Genomic DNA, 20,129 nt, shown 5'->3' with positions numbered 1-20,129 from the left:
ATTATTATCTCACTATATCTGTCATGCAAGACTACACATTTGTTACAAGCATTATTCCTGAATTTTCTTAATATTTACATAAATGTTTCTTTCAAAAAATTCAAACTGAAAGTTGTATGCTAATTTTCACAAATAATGTAATTTTGCAGTTCAAAATTTATTAGCATGCAACTTTCAGAACAAGAACTCGTAAGAAGAGAGAAATTAACCAAACTTCGTGAACTGGGAATCAATCCCTACCCTGCCAACCTCTTTCCTGTGGACCACACCTCCAAACAGGTAAAGGAGAATTTTGAAGAAGGCAAGAAGGTCGTGGTAGCTGGTCGATTAATGTCCATGAGAGTTCAAGGGAAAGCATCCTTTGCACAGTTGCAGGATTCTGAAGGAAAAATACAAGTGTACTTCAACAGAGACGAAATCTGTCCAGGTGAAGACAAAACTAAATACAACGAAGTCTTCAAAAAACTATTGGATTTTGGAGATTTTATAGGCATTGAAGGTGAATTGTTCCTTACCCAAGTAGGGGAAAAAACCATCATGGTAAAAGACTTTACGGTATTGAGCAAGTCCCTAAAACCACTTCCGCTACCGAAAGAAAAGGACGGTGTGGTATACGATGCCTTTAGTGATCCAGAACAACGTTACAGACAACGTTATGCCGATTTAGTGGTAAATCCACAAGTGAAAGAAGTGTTTGTAAAGCGCACCAAACTCTTCAATGCCATGCGTCAGTTTTTTAACGACTCTGGTTATTTTGAAGTAGAAACCCCTGTATTGCAACCTATTCCGGGTGGTGCAGCAGCAAGACCGTTTATCACGCACCACAACTCTTTGGACATTCCATTGTACATGCGAATTGCCAACGAGCTTTACCTAAAACGTCTGATTGTTGGTGGTTTTGATGGGGTATATGAATTCTCCAAAAACTTCCGTAACGAAGGAATGGACAGAACCCACAACCCAGAATTTACGGCTATGGAAATTTATGTAGCCTATAAAGATTACAACTGGATGATGGATTTCTGCGAGCAATTGCTGGAGCACTGTGCTATGGCAGTTAATGGCACTACAGAAGCTACTTTTGGAGAACACAAAATAAACTTCAAGGCACCTTACAAACGTGTAACTATGGCCGATTCCATTAAGGAATTTACAGGCTTTGATATTACAGGAAAATCTGAAGATGAAATACGAGCTGCCGCCAAAGGCATGGGTATTGAAGTAGATGATACCATGGGTAAAGGAAAATTGATTGATGAGATTTTTGGAGAGAAATGTGAAGGTAACTACATCCAGCCAACCTTCATTACAGACTACCCAAAAGAGATGAGCCCATTGTGCAAAGAGCACAGAGAAAATCCTGAATTGACAGAGCGTTTTGAATTGATGGTATGTGGTAAGGAAATTGCCAATGCCTATTCTGAGTTGAACGACCCTATCGATCAAAGGGAACGTTTCGAACACCAATTAAAATTGGCCGAAAAAGGAGACGACGAAGCAACGCAGTTCATTGATTTCGACTTCCTTAGAGCTTTGGAATACGGAATGCCTCCTACATCTGGAATGGGAATTGGAATGGACCGTTTGATCATGTTCTTGACCAACAACCAATCCATCCAAGAAGTACTGTTCTTCCCGCAAATGAAACCGGAAAGAAAAGGACCAGAAATGAACGAGGAAGAAAAAGCACTGTTCGAACTTTTAAAAGCAGAATCCCCTATAGACTTAAACACCTTAAAAGTGAAGTCTGGATTGAGCAATAAAAAATGGGACAAAACCATTAAAGGTCTTACCAAACATGGTGTGGCCAAAGTAAATAAAACTGAAGAAGGACTTTTTGTAGAAGCCGTTAGCTAACATCCGGCCTCAACATCAAATTGTCTACGAAAAAGAACCGTTCCCCAATGCGGTTCTTTTTTTATACCCCTAAGGCAGGAACTCTCTATTGAGACCAAGCCTATTTCAATCCAATGCATTACCCCACTTCCATATATAGTAAAAAAATAACTACACATCGATAAGTTAGCCTCCTAAACAACATTTTCATTACATTAGTAACAGCTATTAATCAGTAATTTAAAACCAAATCCATGAAAAAGTGTTCTCTTTTAATGGTTTTTGTCATTTTGTGTGTTTCCTGTAATAAAGATGATGATTCCATAACTGTGGCAGAATGTATACAACCTACAAACCTTACCGAAGCGAATCTCACCCACAACAGTGTGACACTGCAATGGAGCAATCCAAACGAGAATTCCTCTTTTAAAATTGAATATGGCCCAAGTGGTTTTGAAACCGGCACCGGAACAATTTCAACTTCCAACAGCCCATCGGTAACGCTCTCCAATCTACAAGCCAATACTACTTATGACTATTATTTGGAAGCTGTATGTTCTGAAGACAACATAAGTTTACGCACAGCTTTAAAAAGCTTCACTACCTTGCCTCCCTTGGTAGTTGCACAGTTTAAGCCCACTTTATCCGAACTAAACCTGTACTCAGGCCCTTTGCAAAATCTAGAACCTAGTATGTATACATTTGAATATGATTTGAACACTAGACTCTATACAGATTACGCCCACAAACAACGCTTAATAGCATTACCTCAAGGAGAAACAATGACCTATGACGGTGACGGTCTACCAATATTTCCAGACAACACAGTTCTAGCCAAAACCTTTTATTACCACAACAATGAAACCGATGAATCTTTGGGAAAACAGATCATTGAAACTCGGGTGCTCATTAAAACAAATGGGGAATGGCTAACTGGAAATTACATTTGGAATGAAAATCAAACCGATGCCTCCCTAGATGAAAATGGCCTCGAACTTCCAATAAGTTGGATTGACTTAAATGGAACCACTCAAAATATCAATTATAAAGTTCCGGCGGGAACAGATTGTGTGATGTGCCATAAAACCTATGAGGATATCACCCCGATTGGCCCAAAACTCCGAAGCATGAATTTTGATGTAGCAGGCAACAATCAATTACAAACTATGATATCCCAAGGTTTATTAACAGGAGCTCCTTCAACTTCAGAAATAGCACAACTAATAGATTGGACCGACACCAATTATTCCACAGAAGATCGTGTGAAAGCTTATTTCGATGTAAACTGCGCGCATTGCCACTCTCCTGGGACCTATCACAATGTCAACTTTTTTGAAGCCATGGATCTTCGCTATGAAACTCCTTTTGATGACACCGGAATTTACGATTACCGATACAGCATTATGACGAGATTACCTTCTTCCATACCTGAATATAGCATGCCTTACATAGGAGTATCATTTCCTCACCAAGAGGCATTGGACCTTATTATCCCATATTTGGAATCCATGGAGTAATTTTTGAATTCAATTAGACTTAAACCTTTTAAAAAACCGAAATTTTCGACCGTTAAAAAAATATTAAAACCCTATTGGCATTTAACACTTTATACGCTTATCCTTATTTTCACGCAATCAATTTAAAACAGCTATATTTTGAGAAATTTTTACCTAAAACTACTTCCAGTGGTGTCGGCCTTCATGGTCATGACATGTTCCTCCACAAAAGAAGCTAGTAAATCCAAGGCCACAGTATCTTCTGGGCCAGTATCGTCTCCAGAGAAATCTAATGGAGACTTGAAACCATATGATAAAGTAATTACAAGCAGTGCTAAAACTGACAAAGGTCTTTTTACTGTCCATAAAATAGACGAAAGCTATTTTTATGAAATTCCAGACTCTCTGTTCGAACGTGAAATGCTTATGGTAACCCGTATTGCAAAAACCGCCAGTGGATTAGGCTTTGGCGGCGGCAAGCAGAATGAGCAGGTGTTACGCTGGCAAAAAAAGGACAAAAAAGTATTGCTACGCGTGGTTTCCTATAACGTGGTAGCAGAAGATTCGTTACCGGTACACGAAGCGGTGGTAAATTCCAATTTCGAACCGGTCCTTTACACCTTTCCTATAAAAACTATTGGTAAGGATTCTACCTCAACCGTGATTGATGTCACTGATCTATTTGAAAAAGATGTAAAAGCCATCGGGCTTCCTGAAGGCACTAGAAAACGCTATAAGGTCACAAGATTGGAAAGCGATAAATCCTTTATTGAAAGCGTTAAAAGTTACCCTCAAAATGTAGAAGTAAGACATGTAAAAACCTATAATGCAGGGAACCCTCCTTCCAATTCCACTACGGGAACCATTTCTATTGAGTTGAGCAACTCTATGATTTTACTCCCTGAAATTCCAATGAAACGTCGTTATTTCGACGAGCGTGTGGGTTGGTTTACTACTTCACAAACCGATTACGGCCTGGAAGCACAAAGAAGTAAAGAAGTTGAGTTTTTAGACCGTTGGAGATTAGAGGTTAAAGATGAAGACATCGAAAAGTTTAAACGAGGTGAATTAGTGGAGCCTAAAAAGCAAATTGTATACTATATAGATCGTGCCACTCCAGAAAAATGGAGAAAATACATCAAGCAAGGGATTGAAGATTGGCAAGTAGCCTTTGAAGCCGCCGGTTTTAAAAATGCCATCATAGCCAAAGACCCTCCAACTCCAGAAGAAGACCCAGAGTGGAGTCCTGAGGACGTTCGTTATTCTGTGGTGCGCTACTTGGCCTCCCCTATTCCAAATGCCAACGGACCACACGTAAGCGACCCAAGAACCGGTGAAATTTTGGAAAGCGACATTAACTGGTACCACAATGTGATGTCCTTATTGAGAGGCTGGTTTTTTGTACAAACAGCTGCCATCAATCCAGACGCCCAGTCTCCAGAATTTAAGGATGAAGTCATGGGGCGTTTGATCCGTTTTGTATCTTCTCACGAAGTTGGGCACACCTTAGGATTACCTCACAACTGGGCCAGTAGTGTTGCCTATCCGGTTGAAAAACTGAGAGACCCAGAGTTCACAAAAAAATACAGCACTGCTCCTTCCATTATGGATTATGCGCGTTTCAATTATGTAGCACAACCTGAAGATGGCGATGTAGCCTTGATGCCAAATATTGGAATCTATGACAAATACGCTATTTCTTGGGGGTACCGCCCAATCTTAGGCAAAACTGCCGAAGAGGAAAAAGCAACTTTAGACCAATGGATTTTAGAGCACGCAGGCGATCCATTATACCGTTTCGGCCACCAACAAGTGGGTGACATTGTAGACCCAAGTTCTCAACGAGAAGATTTGGGAGACGATGCTATTTTGGCTAGTGAATACGGAATTAAAAACTTAAAAAGAATAGTTCCTAACTTAATTAAATGGACTTCAGAGCCAGGCGAGGATTATTCCGATTTGGATGAGATGTACGGTCATGTGGTATCGCAGTTTAAGCGCTACATGGGCCATGTGTCCGTTAATATTGGAGGTATTTATGAATACTACAAAACTTCAGAACAAGAAGGTCCCGTGTACATTCCAGTTCCTAAGGAACACCAAAAGAACGCCCTTAAATTTGTGAACGAGCAATTGTTTGCAACTCCTGAATGGTTAATCGACACCGATATCTTTGGAAGAATAGAATATTCTGGAGCTGTGGAGCGTATCAGAAAACTACAATCTGATATCTTGGACGACATTTTAAGTTTGGGAAGGATGCAACGCTTAATTGAAACACAAACACTATATGGAAATTCGGCTTACGCTTTAACCGACATGATGAAAGACCTTAGAAACGGTGTTTGGAGCGAGTTGAAAAGCGGAAAGCCCATTGAAACCTACCGACGCAACTTACAACGTGCCCACATTGATAGGTTAGCCTATTTGATGACGGCCGACAGCCAAAAGAAAGCACCAACCTTTGGAGGCTATCAAAAATCGACGGCTGTCACTACAAGTCAATCGGATATTAGAGCGGTTGTAAGAGCTGAATTGAAGTCTTTGGAAAGTGCCGTTAAATCTGGTTTAAACAGAACCAACGACCAATTGAGCAGAATTCATTTACAAGATGCCCTAGAGCGTATCGATGCTATTTTGAATCCTCAATCGTAAACGAAGAACATCTTCAAAATAAAAAAGCTTCAGAATAACTTCTGAAGCTTTTTTTGTGTTTATATAAATTGTATTCTACAATCCTAAAACCTCTGTTCCTTGCTCGTAAATAACGTCCACAGGAATATTGGAAGCACTCAATTTATCCAAATCACTTTGAAGCTCATTTGAAATAGCTGCCTTTTCAGCTACCAATGTTTCTACTCCAGCATAATCACCGTCACCTTGAAGTTTCAAAATCAAACCAGACAAATCTTTCATGGCTACAATCATGTTATCGTAGTTCACTTTATAAGTTCCGTCTTCAGATCTAGAGAAAGCACCTTTTTCCTTAAAGAAATTGAAACGGATCATGTTTGCTTTACCATGGGCAGAAGACGCACCAAAACGCACAGAACGGAAAATACTCGCCATAAACGTGGTCATATAATCTTTCATATCCCCATCAATTTCACCTTTCTCATGCAATTGCTGAACCATATACAAGCCTAAAACATCAGCCTTTCCTTCTTCCAAAGCACTAGACAATTCCTTAAGCGACTCTCTAACGGTTCCTTTTCCATTAATCGTGTTTTTAACACCTAGACCATGCGCCACTTCATGGAACATTGTATTGGCAAAAAAGGCATCAAACGTAATATGATTACGTTGATTTTCGTCAATCAAAACTTCTGAAATAGGCACTAAAATTTTATCAAATTTGGCACGCATAGCATTTTTCAACTGCAAGCGTCTTGTTCCCTTTTTCAATTGCACTTCTTCATCATTTGGTAAGTTTATGGCAATAGTTTTACTACCGGCATTACAATCTCCTGCATAATAAACCACGTCATAAGCATTCAGGTCGCTATCGGTTCCTGCAGTTTCTGTTTTATAAGCCTCTTCCACTGGCAAGTTCTTTTGAAGTTCTGGTAAAAAGCTAGCAAAACGCGCCAATTTTGCACTCCAATCCTGATCTTTGATTAACACATAACCTTCGTGAGACGCTTTGTTTCCAAACATCTTGTCTTCATAAGTTTCAATTGGACCAATTACAATGTCCAGAGTATTTGATTTCATATCCATCCAAGCCAAATCACTTGGCTGGTAATCATCCGTTAAAAGTGCATTTGCTCTAAGCTCCAAGTATTTCTTTAATCCTTCATCTTCCGCTAAAGCAGAGGCTTCCATCAATAAAGCGGCCACTTCCTTAACTTCCGTTTCAAATTGTTGGTGGTAAGGAATGGAATATAGTTTTCCGTTCTCATCACGACGCACAAAATTGTAAATACTGTTTTTATCTTCAATCTCAGCAGCCTTAAACTCTTCTGCAGTCATATCCTTAGGATAATAATTAGCCCCTAAAGGCTTCTCCCCGACACCTTCTACAAACGGTTTGTCTCCATCCAAGCGGTCCCATGGTCCATAATTGATAATAGTAAAGGTTTTAGTGTCTGCATCGGAAATGGAATTAAGCAAAGCGTCCTTATCTCCATAAGCTTCGTACCAAAACAAATCGTTCATCTTTTCAGCCGCCTGAATTAAAATAGGTAACATTTTACGTTCGTTTTCGGTAAGCTTGGAAAAATCGGAAGTAAGTTTAACCGAAACATATTTGTTTAACTTTTTGGTCATGTCTACCTGAGAGGTTTCCTGAGGTTCTTCTGAGACTACCTCTTCTTTAGTTTTTTCATTTTTACATGAGGTTGCCAACACCATTAGTGCCAACATTGCAACAATGTTTTTCATATAGTTTAGAGAATTTATTTACTGCCAAAGTTAGCTATTTACACATTAGTTTTCAACATAATTGGCAATTGGCTCTTCATTGACAATAACATTGTCAAAAAAAGCCCCACTATACTTTGTAACAGCCCAAAAATGTTAACAACTAGTTAAAGTTCAAACCTTTATTAAACCATTTTTCAATTACAAGGTCTTAGAAACAGAGTAACACAAAATCAAGATACCATGAAAAAAATAATTTTAATGATGGCCTTTACAGTAATCGCTTTTCAGGTCAACGCACAACAAGGCCCTAGAGAGTCCCAAAGAGGAAATCGAGGAGACCGCATGGAAATGCTAAAAGATTTAACGCCCGAACAGGCAGCTGAAATACACACAAAAAGAATGACCCTAGATCTAGATTTAACCGATGCCCAACAAAAGCAATTACAGGCCATAAACTTGGAAGAAGCTAAATATAAAAAAGCAAAAATGGAGGCCAGAAAAAATATGACGGAAAAGCCTACCAGCGATGAAATGGCAGCAAGAAAGATTGAAATGTTGGACCATCAAATTGAATACAAAAGAAAAGTAAAAAGCATTTTAACAGAGGAACAATATAAAAAATGGGAAGAAACAAGAGCCCAGTATCAAAAACAAATGAAAGGACAAAAAGGGAAATCCCCTAAGAATAGATAAATTTTTGGTTGGTTAATTAGTTTTGATTAGTAGAAAAGCATTGATTTTAAAGTCAATGCTTTTTGTTTGTTTTTAAATTTTAATTTTTATTACTTTAGACTTTTCAATTTAGAACTAACACTACTTAACTTATGAAAAAAATAATGACACTTTGCCTTTTTATGGCTGCCCTATTTTTGGGAACTGAAAATCTTAGTGCACAGAACACTATTGAAATCAACAAGATTGCTTCCGAAAAAGCTGAAAACCTTAGAAAGGTAATTAAGTTCGACACCAATACACTTGAGGAGGTATACCAAGCTTACAAAGCTTACGAAACCAAATACCAATTAATTAGCGCGGATCTTAAAGCCAATTGGGAGTCTAAAGTAAAACTTGACAAAGAATTGGACCAATCCATGAAAACCATTTTAACTGAAGATCAATATTTCCAATATAAAAATCTCTCGGCTAATTAATTTTCAAGCAAGAATATTTATAAAAAAAGCGATTCCAATAGAATCGCTTTTTTTATACTTTATTTTAATGTTGCGGCTACTTTGTCTACCGCTTTAATGGTGGCATCCAAATCTTCATAAGAAAGCGCATCACTAATAAACCATGTTTCAAAGGCACTAGGCGCTATATACACCCCTTCATTAAGCATTCCATGGAAAAAGGCCTTAAACGTATCATTATTGCCCTTCGCTGAGGATTCAAAATCTACCACAGCATCTTCCGCAAAATGAACCGAAATCATAGACCCCACTCTATTGATGGTATGCACTATTTCATGTTGTTCCAACACTTCGGCTATCCCTTTATGTAAATAGGCCGTTTTTTCTTCTAATCTTATGAATATTTCTGGAGTATCATTCAATTCGGAAAGCATGGCCAAACCAGCTGCCATTGCCAGCGGGTTTCCACTTAAGGTTCCTGCCTGATAAACAGCTCCCAACGGTGCCAAGAAATTCATAATTTCGTTTCTAGCAGCGAAAGCTCCTACAGGCAAACCACCTCCAATTACTTTTCCAAAACACACGATATCGGCATCTACATTGAATAATTCCTGAGCGCCTCCTTTGGCCAATCTAAAACCAGTCATGACCTCATCAAAAATCAACAGAATTGCATGTTCATCACAAAGCGCTCTCAACTTTTGAAGGAAGTTATCTCTTGGCGGCACACAGCCCATATTTCCAGCCACAGGCTCCAAAATGATACAAGCTATTTCTCCTGCATTGGCCTCAATAAGCGCTTTTACATTTTCAATATCATTATACTTTGCCAATAAGGTATCTTTTGCAGTTCCTTCCGTTACTCCTGGACTGTTAGGACTTCCAAAAGTCACAGCACCACTTCCTGCTTGGATCAAAAATGAATCACTATGACCGTGGTAGCAACCTGCAAATTTTATAATCTTATCTTTTCCTGTAAACCCTCTCGCCAAACGCACGGCACTCATACAAGCTTCGGTTCCCGAATTCACAAAACGGATTTTATCAATATTAGGCACCATAGAAACAGCCAATTCAGCAATCGTAGTTTCTATCTCTGTTGGCATCCCAAAAGAAGTCCCTTTTTTAGCTTTTTCAATAACCGCTTCAACTACGGGAGGGTGTGCATGACCTAAAATCATGGGCCCCCAAGAGTTGATATAATCTATATAGCGATTGTCATCTTCATCATATACATAAGCACCTTTGGCCGATTTGGCAAAAATTGGTGTTCCTCCTACCGCTTTAAAAGCCCTTACTGGGGAATTTACCCCACCAGGAATCACTTCCTCCGCCAATTTGAACAGTGCACTGCTTCGTTGATATAACATCTTTAGTTATTTTTAATAATTAACATTTGACCAATACTTAAATCGTTCCCTCTCATACCATTCAGTTCTCTGATGGATTCCACAGTTGTATTATAACGCTTGGAAATTGAATACAAGGTATCCCCTTTTACCACCTCATGTGTAGTAACATTGTCATTGCTTGCAACAACATCTTTGGTTGGAGGTGTGTAACTCCCTCTTTTTCCAAGAACTTGCTCATCATATTTGTACAATTGGTAACGTTCAATCAAACTGATCAGTTTCTCTGGATATTTTCTATCAGTAGCATAACCTGCTGCTCTCAATCCTCTTGCCCAAGATTTATAATCGTCCTGTTTGTAATCGAACAATTTGGCATAGCGGCTTCTAGACGTCAAAAACGCCGAATGGTCTTCAAAAGAAGATTCCGCATGGGAATACTTTCTAAAACATTCCTGAGAGGCATCATCGTCGTGGTAAATTTTTGGGCCTGTCCATCCGTGGCATTTGATACCAAAATGGTTATTGGCCTCCACTGCCAATCGTGCTTGACCGGAACCAGATTCCAAAATACCTTGTGCCAAGGTGATACTTGCTGGAATTTTATACTTACGCATTTCTTCCATAGCAATGGCATTAAAATTAGCTATGTAAGCTTCGGTAGCACTGGCGTAGGTTTTAGGAGGAGTCTTGGTACTGGTTTCTTGAGAACTTTTAGGCTCTTCAGGTTTCACATCCACCTGAACAGAAACGGTTCTTCGTGGTACATCTTTCTTTTTGGTAACCACAGTCCTTTTGGACCCACATCCTACTAAAAACATTCCTGTCAAGGCTACTAAAACTATGCGCTTCATATGCTATTTAATCTATTATCGGTAATTGCTTTCGCTTTAAATTAATGTTCATTCCTGCAATGCCCTGCAAACCGCCCGTATGGACGGCCAATATTTTGGATGGCTCTGGGAAATACCCTTTTTTGAACAAATCCAAAATACCATACATCATTTTACCTGTGTAAACAGGATCTAAAGGAATTTGATATTCTTTCTTAAACTGATTAATAAAACTGATTAAATCTTCATTTATTTTGGCGTATCCTCCAAAATGGTAATCCTCAATCAACGACCAGTTTGTATTTCTTGCAAACTTAATAATATCCTTGGACAAAAAACCACCTTTCAAGGCGGGAAATCCCAGAATCTTTTGGGTTGAAGTGCTGCCATTAATGAGACCCGAAATAGTGCCGCCTGTGCCCACGGCACAACAGATATAATCAAAATCCTCTTGGACGTCCTTTAAAATTTCTTCACAGCCTTTCACCGCCAAATCATTGGTTCCTCCTTCAGGAACCAAATAGAACGATCCAAATCTGCTTTCTAATTGCTGAATAAACTCAGGGGAAGTTTTGTATCGATAATCCTCCCTGGTGACAAACTGAAATTGCATGCCACATTCCTCAGCAAATTTTAAGGTGGGGTTATCGGCAACTTTATAAGTCAGTTCTTCTCCCCTGATTACCCCTATGGTTTTAAATCCTTGTGCTTGTCCTGCAGCCGCAACTGCGGCAATATGGTTGGAAAAGGCTCCTCCAAAAGTGAGCAAGGTATCAAATCCCCCATCCTTGGCCGCTTTTAAATTATATAAAAGCTTACGGTATTTATTGCCAGAAACATGCTCGTGAATTCTATCTTCACGCTTTACAAACAATTGAACAGAACCAAATTCGGGTGGCAACAGCACCTCTTGAATGACGGCATCTTCAAGTTTAAATTTCATGTTTGCAAAGGTACTTCAAAAAGGCGAAAAAAGGTCTTGTCTTTAGATATTCCATATTGCTTTCCTGTAAAAAGGCTTCCCGCTCAAAAGAAATATTCCGATAGGCTCTTCTGTGGTTTCTGTATTTCATCAGTCCGAACAAATACTCCAAAAAATACCACACATAAAAAGGCAGGATCAACAATTCCAATTGCTGCCGTAAATGAATGTATTCATGGTTAATCAAAACTATATCGGACTTCAACGCTTTCTCCTTCAAAAATACAAAAGGGTACATTGTCATCCCTGTGTAACCCTTCGGCACTAAATATTTGGAAATAAAAATCATAGAAATTACCCTTTCAAAAATCACTCCAAATTACATTATCTTTGCCACATGAAGAAAATAATTCCTATTGAAGAAGGAGATTACTACCTCACCCCCGAAGGATACCGTTGCTTTACAGAACAATACCATTTAAAACGCGGCTACTGCTGCCAAAGTGGCTGTAGACACTGCCCCTATGGCTACAATAAAAATACGGGGACCACTAAAAAATAACCCCTTTTATTTCGTAATTTTAATTTTACAATTAGCTAGTCCTTCAATATTTGAGTAAAAAATATTGGTATGATTATTGATTACTTTATTGTTGAACCAAAAATGGACTAACTTAATTTTTGGCACTTTCAACAAACCAAACACCAAATTAAAATTGAAAACACGATGAAAAGATTCTTAACTACGCTCACACTTGCCATTGTAATAGTAACAGCGACTTCCTGTAGTTCTGTACAGGTAGCTTCCGATTACGATAAAAAGGTAGATTTCACGCAATACAAAACCTTTGCCTTTTTCAAAACAGGGATTGACAAGGCCGAAATTAGCGATTTGGACAAAAAACGTATCCTAAGAGCCATTGAAGCGGAACTTTTAGCCAAAGGCTATACAAAATCTGAAAATCCAGATATGTTGGTAAGCATTTTTACCAAATCCAGAGAAAGAGTGAATGTCTATAATAATGGTTTCGGCCCGTATGGCTATGGCTGGGGCTGGAGTCCTTACTACTGGAACAATTACAATACGGTTTCTGTAGACACTGAGGGTGTTTTATATATCGACCTTATTGACAATGCCAAAAAGGAATTGGTCTGGCAAGGTCAAGGCACTGGTTACTTAAGTAAAAATATGGACAAGAAAGAAGAACGCATCAATGAGTTTGTTTCCAAAATCATGGAGAAATATCCACCGGAAATGATCAAGTAAGATAACCTCACACTAAAACTTAAAGGCGCTGATTTTTATAAATCAGCGCCTTTTTTATCGCTTATAAATCAGGATTCTCCAAGCTATTTTAGTCTTCATTTATAAAACCCTATCTTTGCCGACTTTTAGTAGAAACAAATCAAGAAACTCGGTTTAAAGATGTTAAAAAACTTTACCCAAAACCCTAAAAACGACATTTTCGCTGGTATAACAGTGTCATTAGCGATGATTCCCGAAGTGGTTGCCTTTGCCTTCGTAGCGCAGATAGACCCTTTGGTAGCATTGTCCGGTGCCTTCATTATTGGATTGATCACCGCAATTTTTGGTGGAAGACCAGGATTGATCTCTGGAGCAGCGGGAGCTGTTGCCGTTATTTTTGTTCATCTTATTTCAGAAGGACATGCCAAGGGAATGCTATTTGACACGCCTATTGAAAACATGGGCTATTTCTACCTATTGGCGGCCGTCATTTTAATGGGAATTATCCAAATAGCGGCTGGTGTTTTTAAATTGGGGCGTTTTGTACGCTTGATACCGCATCCCGTAATGATGGGATTTGTAAACGGATTAGCCATCGTAATTTTTTTGGCACAAGTCCGTATGTTCTCCCACAAACAATTGGAAATTGGCGCCGATGGCCTAAAAAAATATATCGACATCCCTATGCAAGGCGTGGAACTTTACACCATGCTTGGCCTTGTTGGACTTACCATGGCCATTATTTGGTTGTTGCCTAAAGTGACCTCCAAAATCCCAGCTGCCTTAACCGCAATTCTTGTTACCACAGGTATTGTTGTGTTCTTCAACCTTGATGTCAGCACTGTTGGTTCTTATATCATAGAAGGCGGAGGTGAAGGTCTAAAAGGTGAATTCCCTACTCCAAACATTGAACTTTGGCAAAATCTACCTTTCAATTTAGACACTCTGAAATTCATTCTTCCATATGCTTTTTTAGCAGCCTCAGTAGGCCTTATTGAATCATTGATGACCATGAACTTGGTGGATGAACTTACAGAAACCAGAGGAAACGGAAACCGTGAATGTGTAGCTCAAGGAGCAGGGAATATTGTAAGCGGTCTGTTTGGAGGTACCGGTGGTTGTGGTATGATTGGCCAAACGGTGATTAACATTAATGCTGGCGGTAGAGGGCGCCTTTCTGGAGTTATGATGGCCTTAACCTTGTTGACCTTCATATTATTTACCGCGCAATATATTGAGCAAGTTCCTATTGCCGCCTTGGTAGGTGTCATGTTTATGATGGTTATTGAAACTTTTGCTTGGTCCAGTTTTAGAATTCTCGGAAAAATTCCTGTAGCAGATGCAGCGGTACTAATTATTGTATCAGCTGTAACCGTTATTTTTGATTTGGCAATTGCGGTATTTATTGGAGTTATTTTATCGGCTTTGGTATTTGCTTGGAAAAATGCCACCATGATTAGAGCGCGCAAACGCATGCAACTGGACGGCACCAAAACCTATGAAATTTGGGGGCCTTTGTTCTTTGGGTCTATTCAAAATTTCAACGAGAAGTTTGATGTGAAAAATGACCCTGATAAGGTAGAAATTGATTTTGTGGAATCCCGAGTAAGCGACCACTCTGCTTTGGAAGCCATCACCAATTTGGTGAACAAGTATGAAGCAGAAGGCAAATCCATCAAACTAAAACACTTAAGCGAAGATTGCAAAACCTTGCTATATAAAGCCAATCCTAAATTTAAAGATGTGGTGATTGAAGATATCGACGATCCTAGATATTATCTAGCCGCCGATCCTGAGAAATTTACTAAACCTCTTTCTGAATACAACCTATAAAAGAAAAGCGACTCAATTGAGTCGCTTTTTTATTTTTAATATTCCAATAACTGAATAATTTTCTCTTTCACTTTTTCTGTGGAAGGAATCATGGTCTGCTCTAAAGTGCTATTCAATGGAATGGCTGGCATGTTTTCACTACCAATGGTCATCACCGGTCCATCCAAATATTTAAAACATTCCTCCTGAATTTTTCCTGACAAGGCCCTTGCAAAACTATTATTGGAAGGCTCCTCAGTAACCACCAAACACTTACCGGTCTTCTTTACCGATTTCATGATGGTCTCTTCGTCCAAAGGATATAACGTACGTAAATCGATCACTTCTATTTGGTCTTGCATCCCCAATTCCTCCGATGCATTCATCGCCCAATGCACTCCCATTCCATAGGACACAATAGTCAAGGTTTCAACCTCTTCCTGTTTCCATATTTCCTGAAGCACCCAAGCTTGCCCGAATGGCAATACATAATCCTCAGCAGGCTCCACCGAAGTAGCTCCTTGCGTTCCTTTCACCTTACTCCAATACAATCCTTTGTGCTCAAAAATAACTACTGGATTTGGATCGTGATAGGCTGCTTTCATCAACCCTTTTAAATCGGCACCATTACTTGGATAGGCAATTTTAATCCCACGGATATTGGTCACCACACTCTCCACAGAAGATGAGTGGTAAGGTCCTCCACTACCATAGGCACCAATAGGCACGCGCAAAATCATGCTTACCGGCCATTTTCCATTGGACAAATAACAGCTTCTACTTACCTCCGTAAACAGCTGATTCAATCCTGGCCAGATATAATCGGCAAACTGAACCTCAACAATAGGTTTTAAACCAACAGCGCTCATTCCAACCGTGGACCCTACAATAAAAGCCTCCTGAATCGGCGTATTGAACACACGATCGTCACCAAACTTTTGAGCCAAGGTAGCAGCCTCACGGAACACTCCTCCCAATCTTCCTCCAACATCCTGTCCGTACAACAAACATTCCTTGTGCTGTTTCATCAATTCTTCCACCGCAAACAACGCACAGTCTACCATCACGACCTTTTCGGCTCCTTTTGGTGTACGCTCTCCTTTTTCTTCGGTGATTGGTGTCGGCGCAAAATCGTTTGTAAACAAGTCTTCCGGTTGCGGATCTTCGGCTTGTAAAGCTCTTTCATAATCGGCTTCAACTTTTGCTTTGGCAGCAGCTTCTATTTGCTCAATTTCTTCAGCTGAAAATCCATGATCCAACAATTGCTGTTTCAACACAGGGTATGGATCTCTTGTTTTGGCCTCTTCCAAATCATCGCGATACCATTCCATTCTCACCCCAGATGTGTGGTGATTCAACAACGGCACTTTGGCGTGCACCAAGAATGGTCTGCGCTCCTTACGAATGGTAGCAATTACCTTTTCAATAGCCTCGTAACTCTCAATAAAATTGGCACCGTCAATAGAAATAGCTTCTAATCCATTGAACCCTTGGGCATATTCAAAAGCACTCTGGGCACGGGTTTCAGCTTCATTGGCAGAAATATCCCAACCATTGTCCTGTACCAAATACAGAATTGGCATTTGCTTTAAAGCGGCCATTTGAAAAGCTTCGGCAATCTCTCCTTCAGTAACCGAGGCATCTCCCAAACTACATACCGAAATAGGCGCGTCATCCGAAAGTTCTATATCGCCAAGAATTGGATTTTTCAACCCTTGCTTTTCCAAATATTGCATCCCCATGGCTACGCCAGTTGCTGGAATCGCCTGCATACCCGTTGCCGAAGACTGGTGAGGGATTTTAGGCTTATCCAAATCCTTTAAACTAGGGTGCGAATAATAAGTTCTTCCTCCTGAAAACGGATCATCCTTTTTGGCCAACACCTGTAGCATTAAATCGTACGGCTGTAATCCAAACGAAAGCAACATGGCATCATCTCGGTAATATGGAAAGGCATAATCCTGCGGTAACAATTGCATTCCCAAAGCCGTCTGTACTGCCTCATGCCCTCTTGAGGTTGCATGAACATATTTGGAAACAACCTTAAAATTGGTTTCGTACAATTCGGCCATGGCTTTGGCCGTGCATAAATTTGAAAATCCTCTTTCTAAAATGTCCTTCTTCATTAAACTAATTCCTTTTCAATTTTAATGATCCAGTTGAAAGGATCTTCAATCTTTCCTGTTTTGATGGCATTAAGCGTATCGTTCACATCCAAACCAACAGGGCTTTCATCGGAAACATGGATTAGCTCATCTCCCATTCCAATCTCTTGGATGTAGGCAATTCCTACGGCAGTTCCCGTTCCAAAAGCCTCCTCTAAGGTTCCTGCATTTGCCGCTTCCTTAATTTCATCTATGGTTATTGGACGCTCCACCACTTCAAAACCTTTGGCTTTTAAAACATCCATAACACTCATTCTAGTGATACCGTCCAAAATGGCTCCATCACGTTTTGGTGTGATAAACTTCCCATCTATTTTAAAGAAGATGTTCATGGTACCCACCTCCTGAATATATCTATGCTCCACAGCATCCAACCATAGAACTTGATCATAACCTTTTGCCTTCGCAAGTTCTGTTGGCCTGATGGCCGCAGCATAATTACCCGCGGCTTTGGCTTCTCCCGTTCCTCCTTCAACTGCTCTCACGTACTTTTTCTCTGCCCACAACTTGATACGTTTGCTAAAAAACGGACCTGACGGCGATGCCATGATAATGAACTTGTAATGGTTTGCGGCACGCATTCCAATAAAAGGTTCATCGGCGTACATAAAAGGTCGCAAATACAAAGCGCTTCCTTCTGCTGGCGGAATCCAATTATGTTCCAAAGCAACCAACTGCTTCAAACCTTCAACAAATAAATCTTCAGGAAAATGAGGCATTCCCATTCTATCGGCGCTGGTATTTAAACGGGCGGCATTTTTTTCGGCACGGAACAACCTCGGGCAACCATCGGCTCCTATTGTTGCCTTCATCCCTTCAAAAATGGCCTGTCCATAATGCAAGGCCATGGCTGCTGGATGGGTTGCTATGGGAGCCAAAGGCTCTATCCTTGGATTGACCCACTCCCCATTTTCATAATCACAAATAAACATGTGATCGGTGAAGGTGGTTCCCAAAGGGATATTGGTAAAGTCTACCGTATCAACTTTCGACTTTTCTACTGTTGTTATATGTATGTTATAAGACATGACTTATATTTTTCTATTCGTATCAAACTGTTCAAAATAATCGGCTACACGACGCACAAAACTACCTCCCAAATAGCCATCAACTACACGGTGGTCAAAAGACAGGGACAGGTACATCATGCTTCTAATAGCAATTTCATCGCCATTTTCGGTTTCGATGACTTCAGGGCGCTTTTTAATAATCCCCAAAGCTAAAATGGCCACTTCTGGTTGGTTGATAATAGGCGTTCCCATAACGCTTCCAAAGGTTCCAACATTGGAAATGGTAAAGGTGCTTCCCTTAATATCGTCACCCCCCAGCTTATTTTCTCTGGCCTTTCCAGCCATTTCGTTTACGTTTTGAGCCAGCGTTTTCAAATCCTTAGTATCGGCATTTTTCACTACAGGAACAATTAAATTTCCTGAAGGCAAGGCAGTTGCCATCCCAATATTGATATCCTCCTTAACAATGATGTTTTTACCATCCACCGAAGCGTTGATATTTGGAAAATCCTTAACAGCCTTGGCAACGGCTTCCACAAACAAAGGTGTAAAGGTTAAACGCTCTCCGTACTTTTCCTCGAAAGCCTTTTTATTGTCATTGCGCCATTGCACCATATTGGTCAAATCGGCCTCCATGTAAGCAGTCACGTGTGGGGACGTATGCTTTGAATACACCATATGGTCGGCAATCATTTGACGCATACGGTCCATTTCAACAACCTTTCCTTTTCCTTTGTCAAAACTTAACTGCGGAATGCGATAAGCTGTTGGATCTTGAACTACAGGCTGTGCAAACTTATATGGTCTGCCCTCTTGGATATAATTGAAAACATCGCTTTTTCGCAACCTGCCTTCATGCCCAGTAGCAGGAATTCTGGAGAGTTCCTCAAAACTGATATAGTGTTCCTTTGCAATTTTTTCTACCAAAGGCGAAAAAAATGTATTGGTATTATTTACCGAAAAACTAGCCGTATCAATTACTGATGGCTTTATATTCTTTACTTTTTTAGGTTGAGAATTCGTTTCCTTTTTGGATGTAACGGTCTTTGTCTTATCAGATGTATTCTTGGCATCTTCAGTAGAATTCAACGTTTCCGAAACTTCCAAAACAGCAATCACCTCTCCGACGGGCACCACATCTTTAGCTTGGAACATGGTTTTCACCAAAGTCCCCGAACTCGTTGCCGGCACTTCATTGTCAACCTTATCTGTAGCAACTTCTAAAAGAATATCCCCTTCCTCAAAGCTATCTCCCTCATTCACCAACCAATTGATAATGGTTCCCTCTGTTATACTTTCGCCCATTTTGGGCATTTTCAATTCGAATTTCGACATTCTTGTGAACTAATGTTTGTTAGTTTATTAAACTTACTTTTTCATAAAATCACGAAGCGTGTCATAGGCACCCTCCTGAACTTTCATGTTTTCCGGAATCTCCCTTAAAGGTGCAACCTCCTTCAAACTCTCACGGCAATCTGCAGGTAATTGCTGATACAATTGCGTCCCTTTGGTCTTCCATGCAATCATGTCATCGGAAACTTCCTTGACCACTTTGGCTGGGTTTCCAACAACAAGACTTCGGTTTGGAATGATGGTTTCTGCCTTTACAAAGGCCATAGCCCCAACAATGCACTCATCCCCTATTTGGGCATCGTCCATGATAACACTGTTCATCCCAATCAAGCAATTTCTTCCCAAATTAGCACCATGAATCACGGCTCCATGACCAACATGGGCACTTTCTTTAAGTGTAATTGATTTCCCAGGAAACATGTGTACTGTACAGTTTTCCTGAACGTTCACTCCATCTTCCAAAATGATTTGTCCCCAATCGCCACGAATGGCAGCTCCAGGACCTATATAGCAGTTTTTTCCGATGATAACGTTTCCGGTTACGGCCGCCAAAGGGTGCACAAAACTACTTTCGTGTACCATTGGCGTATATCCTTTAAAACTGTAAATCAT

The 20,129-nt window shown here is 40.0% G+C and carries 17 protein-coding genes; 8 read left to right on the top strand and 9 right to left on the bottom strand.

The window, feature by feature from the left end:
• Positions 1-165 precede the first annotated feature (165 nt).
• The 3 genes from lysS (at position 166) to ZA05_RS12880 (ending at position 5,987) form a co-directional block, all read left to right on the top strand.
• Positions 166-1,857, top strand: coding sequence for a lysine--tRNA ligase (gene lysS, locus ZA05_RS12890; protein WP_053992094.1), 1,692 nt, complete (start codon positions 166-168; stop codon positions 1,855-1,857).
• Between the two features lie 233 nt (positions 1,858-2,090).
• Entirely contained in the window at positions 2,091-3,353 is a 1,263-nt protein-coding gene (locus ZA05_RS12885; RefSeq protein WP_082333774.1) for a fibronectin type III domain-containing protein, read from the top strand.
• A gap of 183 nt (positions 3,354-3,536) precedes the next feature.
• Positions 3,537-5,987, top strand: a complete 2,451-nt coding sequence (locus ZA05_RS12880; protein ID WP_053992093.1) for a zinc-dependent metalloprotease — start codon at positions 3,537-3,539, stop codon at positions 5,985-5,987.
• Between the two features lie 75 nt (positions 5,988-6,062).
• Here the strand turns inward: ZA05_RS12880 and ZA05_RS12875 are convergent, their stop codons facing one another.
• Positions 6,063-7,715, bottom strand: a complete 1,653-nt coding sequence (locus ZA05_RS12875; RefSeq protein ID WP_053992092.1) for a Zn-dependent hydrolase — start codon at positions 7,713-7,715, stop codon at positions 6,063-6,065.
• A 222-nt stretch (positions 7,716-7,937) separates the two neighbouring features.
• Between ZA05_RS12875 and ZA05_RS12870 the strand changes: the two genes are divergently transcribed.
• Both ZA05_RS12870 and ZA05_RS12865 read left to right on the top strand, forming a co-directional pair.
• Positions 7,938-8,390: a hypothetical protein gene (locus tag ZA05_RS12870; protein WP_082333773.1), complete on the top strand. Its 453-nt coding sequence runs from the start codon at positions 7,938-7,940 to the stop codon at positions 8,388-8,390.
• Positions 8,391-8,521: 131 nt separating this feature from the next.
• Positions 8,522-8,848 carry a hypothetical protein gene (locus tag ZA05_RS12865; protein WP_053992090.1) on the top strand — a complete coding sequence of 109 codons (327 nt, stop codon included), beginning with the start codon at positions 8,522-8,524 and terminating at the stop codon, positions 8,846-8,848.
• 59 nt (positions 8,849-8,907) lie between these two features.
• Here ZA05_RS12865 and hemL read toward each other — a convergent pair whose 3' ends face one another.
• The 4 genes from hemL to ZA05_RS12845 are packed head-to-tail and all read right to left on the bottom strand — an operon-like array spanning position 8,908 to position 12,280.
• Positions 8,908-10,197 carry a glutamate-1-semialdehyde 2,1-aminomutase gene (gene hemL / locus ZA05_RS12860; protein ID WP_053992089.1) on the bottom strand — a complete coding sequence of 430 codons (1,290 nt, stop codon included), beginning with the start codon at positions 10,195-10,197 and terminating at the stop codon, positions 8,908-8,910.
• A 2-nt stretch (positions 10,198-10,199) separates the two neighbouring features.
• Complete coding sequence (locus tag ZA05_RS12855; RefSeq protein ID WP_053992088.1) at positions 10,200-11,030, bottom strand: glucosaminidase domain-containing protein; 831 nt, start codon at positions 11,028-11,030, stop codon at positions 10,200-10,202.
• 7 nt (positions 11,031-11,037) lie between these two features.
• On the bottom strand, positions 11,038-11,952 hold the full coding sequence (locus ZA05_RS12850) for a 1-aminocyclopropane-1-carboxylate deaminase/D-cysteine desulfhydrase (RefSeq protein ID WP_082333772.1): 915 nt from the start codon (positions 11,950-11,952) through the stop codon (positions 11,038-11,040).
• On the bottom strand, positions 11,942-12,280 hold the full coding sequence (locus tag ZA05_RS12845; RefSeq protein WP_053992087.1) for a hypothetical protein: 339 nt from the start codon (positions 12,278-12,280) through the stop codon (positions 11,942-11,944). Before ZA05_RS12845 ends, ZA05_RS12850 begins: the two co-directional genes overlap by 11 nt.
• 48 nt (positions 12,281-12,328) lie before the next feature.
• Here ZA05_RS12845 and ZA05_RS18365 point away from each other — a divergent pair, with 48 nt between their 5' ends.
• The 3 genes from ZA05_RS18365 (at position 12,329) to ZA05_RS12835 (ending at position 15,010) form a co-directional block, all read left to right on the top strand.
• Positions 12,329-12,493: a DUF5522 domain-containing protein gene (locus tag ZA05_RS18365; protein ID WP_197276095.1), complete on the top strand. Its 165-nt coding sequence runs from the start codon at positions 12,329-12,331 to the stop codon at positions 12,491-12,493.
• Positions 12,494-12,658: 165 nt separating this feature from the next.
• On the top strand, positions 12,659-13,198 hold the full coding sequence (locus ZA05_RS12840) for a DUF4136 domain-containing protein (RefSeq protein WP_053992086.1): 540 nt from the start codon (positions 12,659-12,661) through the stop codon (positions 13,196-13,198).
• Positions 13,199-13,357: 159 nt separating this feature from the next.
• The gene (locus tag ZA05_RS12835) at positions 13,358-15,010 is read left to right on the top strand and encodes a SulP family inorganic anion transporter (RefSeq protein ID WP_053992085.1); all 1,653 of its coding nucleotides are present in this window, start codon (positions 13,358-13,360) and stop codon (positions 15,008-15,010) included.
• A gap of 35 nt (positions 15,011-15,045) precedes the next feature.
• On the opposite strand, the gene ZA05_RS12830 is transcribed toward ZA05_RS12835, so the two are convergent.
• From ZA05_RS12830 to ZA05_RS12815, 4 genes are all read right to left on the bottom strand, one after another.
• Positions 15,046-17,115, bottom strand: a complete 2,070-nt coding sequence (locus ZA05_RS12830) for a thiamine pyrophosphate-dependent enzyme (RefSeq protein WP_053992084.1) — start codon at positions 17,113-17,115, stop codon at positions 15,046-15,048.
• Positions 17,115-18,182 carry a branched-chain amino acid aminotransferase gene (locus ZA05_RS12825; protein WP_053992083.1) on the bottom strand — a complete coding sequence of 356 codons (1,068 nt, stop codon included), beginning with the start codon at positions 18,180-18,182 and terminating at the stop codon, positions 17,115-17,117. The genes ZA05_RS12830 and ZA05_RS12825 overlap by 1 nt, the downstream gene beginning before the upstream one ends.
• A gap of 3 nt (positions 18,183-18,185) precedes the next feature.
• On the bottom strand, positions 18,186-19,469 hold the full coding sequence (locus tag ZA05_RS12820; RefSeq protein WP_231632496.1) for a dihydrolipoamide acetyltransferase family protein: 1,284 nt from the start codon (positions 19,467-19,469) through the stop codon (positions 18,186-18,188).
• Between the two features lie 63 nt (positions 19,470-19,532).
• Positions 19,533-20,129 (bottom strand): transferase hexapeptide repeat family protein, encoded by a 597-nt coding sequence (locus ZA05_RS12815; RefSeq protein ID WP_053992081.1) that lies wholly within the window; start codon positions 20,127-20,129, stop codon positions 19,533-19,535.

It is taken from the genome of Mangrovimonas sp. TPBH4 (assembly GCF_001280505.1).
In the GTDB taxonomy this organism is placed as follows: Bacteria; Bacteroidota; Bacteroidia; order Flavobacteriales; family Flavobacteriaceae; genus Mangrovimonas_A.
The sequence above is the reverse complement of the archived record's forward strand: the minus strand, read 5'-3'. Positions and strand labels throughout refer to the sequence as shown.

Excerpts from the sequence above, each read along its gene's own strand:
- lysS (WP_053992094.1), top strand. The coding sequence starts at position 166 with ATGCAACTTTCAGAACAAGAACTCGTAAGAAGAGAGAAATTAACCAAA.
- ZA05_RS12885 (WP_082333774.1), top strand. The coding sequence starts at position 2,091 with ATGAAAAAGTGTTCTCTTTTAATGGTTTTTGTCATTTTGTGTGTTTCC.
- ZA05_RS12880 (WP_053992093.1), top strand. The coding sequence starts at position 3,537 with ATGGTCATGACATGTTCCTCCACAAAAGAAGCTAGTAAATCCAAGGCC.
- ZA05_RS12875 (WP_053992092.1), bottom strand. The coding sequence starts at position 7,715 with ATGAAAAACATTGTTGCAATGTTGGCACTAATGGTGTTGGCAACCTCA.
- ZA05_RS12870 (WP_082333773.1), top strand. The coding sequence starts at position 7,938 with ATGAAAAAAATAATTTTAATGATGGCCTTTACAGTAATCGCTTTTCAG.
- ZA05_RS12865 (WP_053992090.1), top strand. The coding sequence starts at position 8,522 with ATGAAAAAAATAATGACACTTTGCCTTTTTATGGCTGCCCTATTTTTG.
- hemL (WP_053992089.1), bottom strand. The coding sequence starts at position 10,197 with ATGTTATATCAACGAAGCAGTGCACTGTTCAAATTGGCGGAGGAAGTG.
- ZA05_RS12855 (WP_053992088.1), bottom strand. The coding sequence starts at position 11,030 with ATGAAGCGCATAGTTTTAGTAGCCTTGACAGGAATGTTTTTAGTAGGA.
- ZA05_RS12850 (WP_082333772.1), bottom strand. The coding sequence starts at position 11,952 with ATGAAATTTAAACTTGAAGATGCCGTCATTCAAGAGGTGCTGTTGCCA.
- ZA05_RS12845 (WP_053992087.1), bottom strand. The coding sequence starts at position 12,280 with ATGATTTTTATTTCCAAATATTTAGTGCCGAAGGGTTACACAGGGATG.
- ZA05_RS18365 (WP_197276095.1), top strand. The coding sequence starts at position 12,329 with ATGAAGAAAATAATTCCTATTGAAGAAGGAGATTACTACCTCACCCCC.
- ZA05_RS12840 (WP_053992086.1), top strand. The coding sequence starts at position 12,659 with ATGAAAAGATTCTTAACTACGCTCACACTTGCCATTGTAATAGTAACA.
- ZA05_RS12835 (WP_053992085.1), top strand. The coding sequence starts at position 13,358 with ATGTTAAAAAACTTTACCCAAAACCCTAAAAACGACATTTTCGCTGGT.
- ZA05_RS12830 (WP_053992084.1), bottom strand. The coding sequence starts at position 17,115 with ATGAAGAAGGACATTTTAGAAAGAGGATTTTCAAATTTATGCACGGCC.
- ZA05_RS12825 (WP_053992083.1), bottom strand. The coding sequence starts at position 18,182 with ATGTCTTATAACATACATATAACAACAGTAGAAAAGTCGAAAGTTGAT.
- ZA05_RS12820 (WP_231632496.1), bottom strand. The coding sequence starts at position 19,469 with ATGGGCGAAAGTATAACAGAGGGAACCATTATCAATTGGTTGGTGAAT.
- ZA05_RS12815 (WP_053992081.1), bottom strand. The coding sequence starts at position 20,129 with ATGATTTACAGTTTTAAAGGATATACGCCAATGGTACACGAAAGTAGT.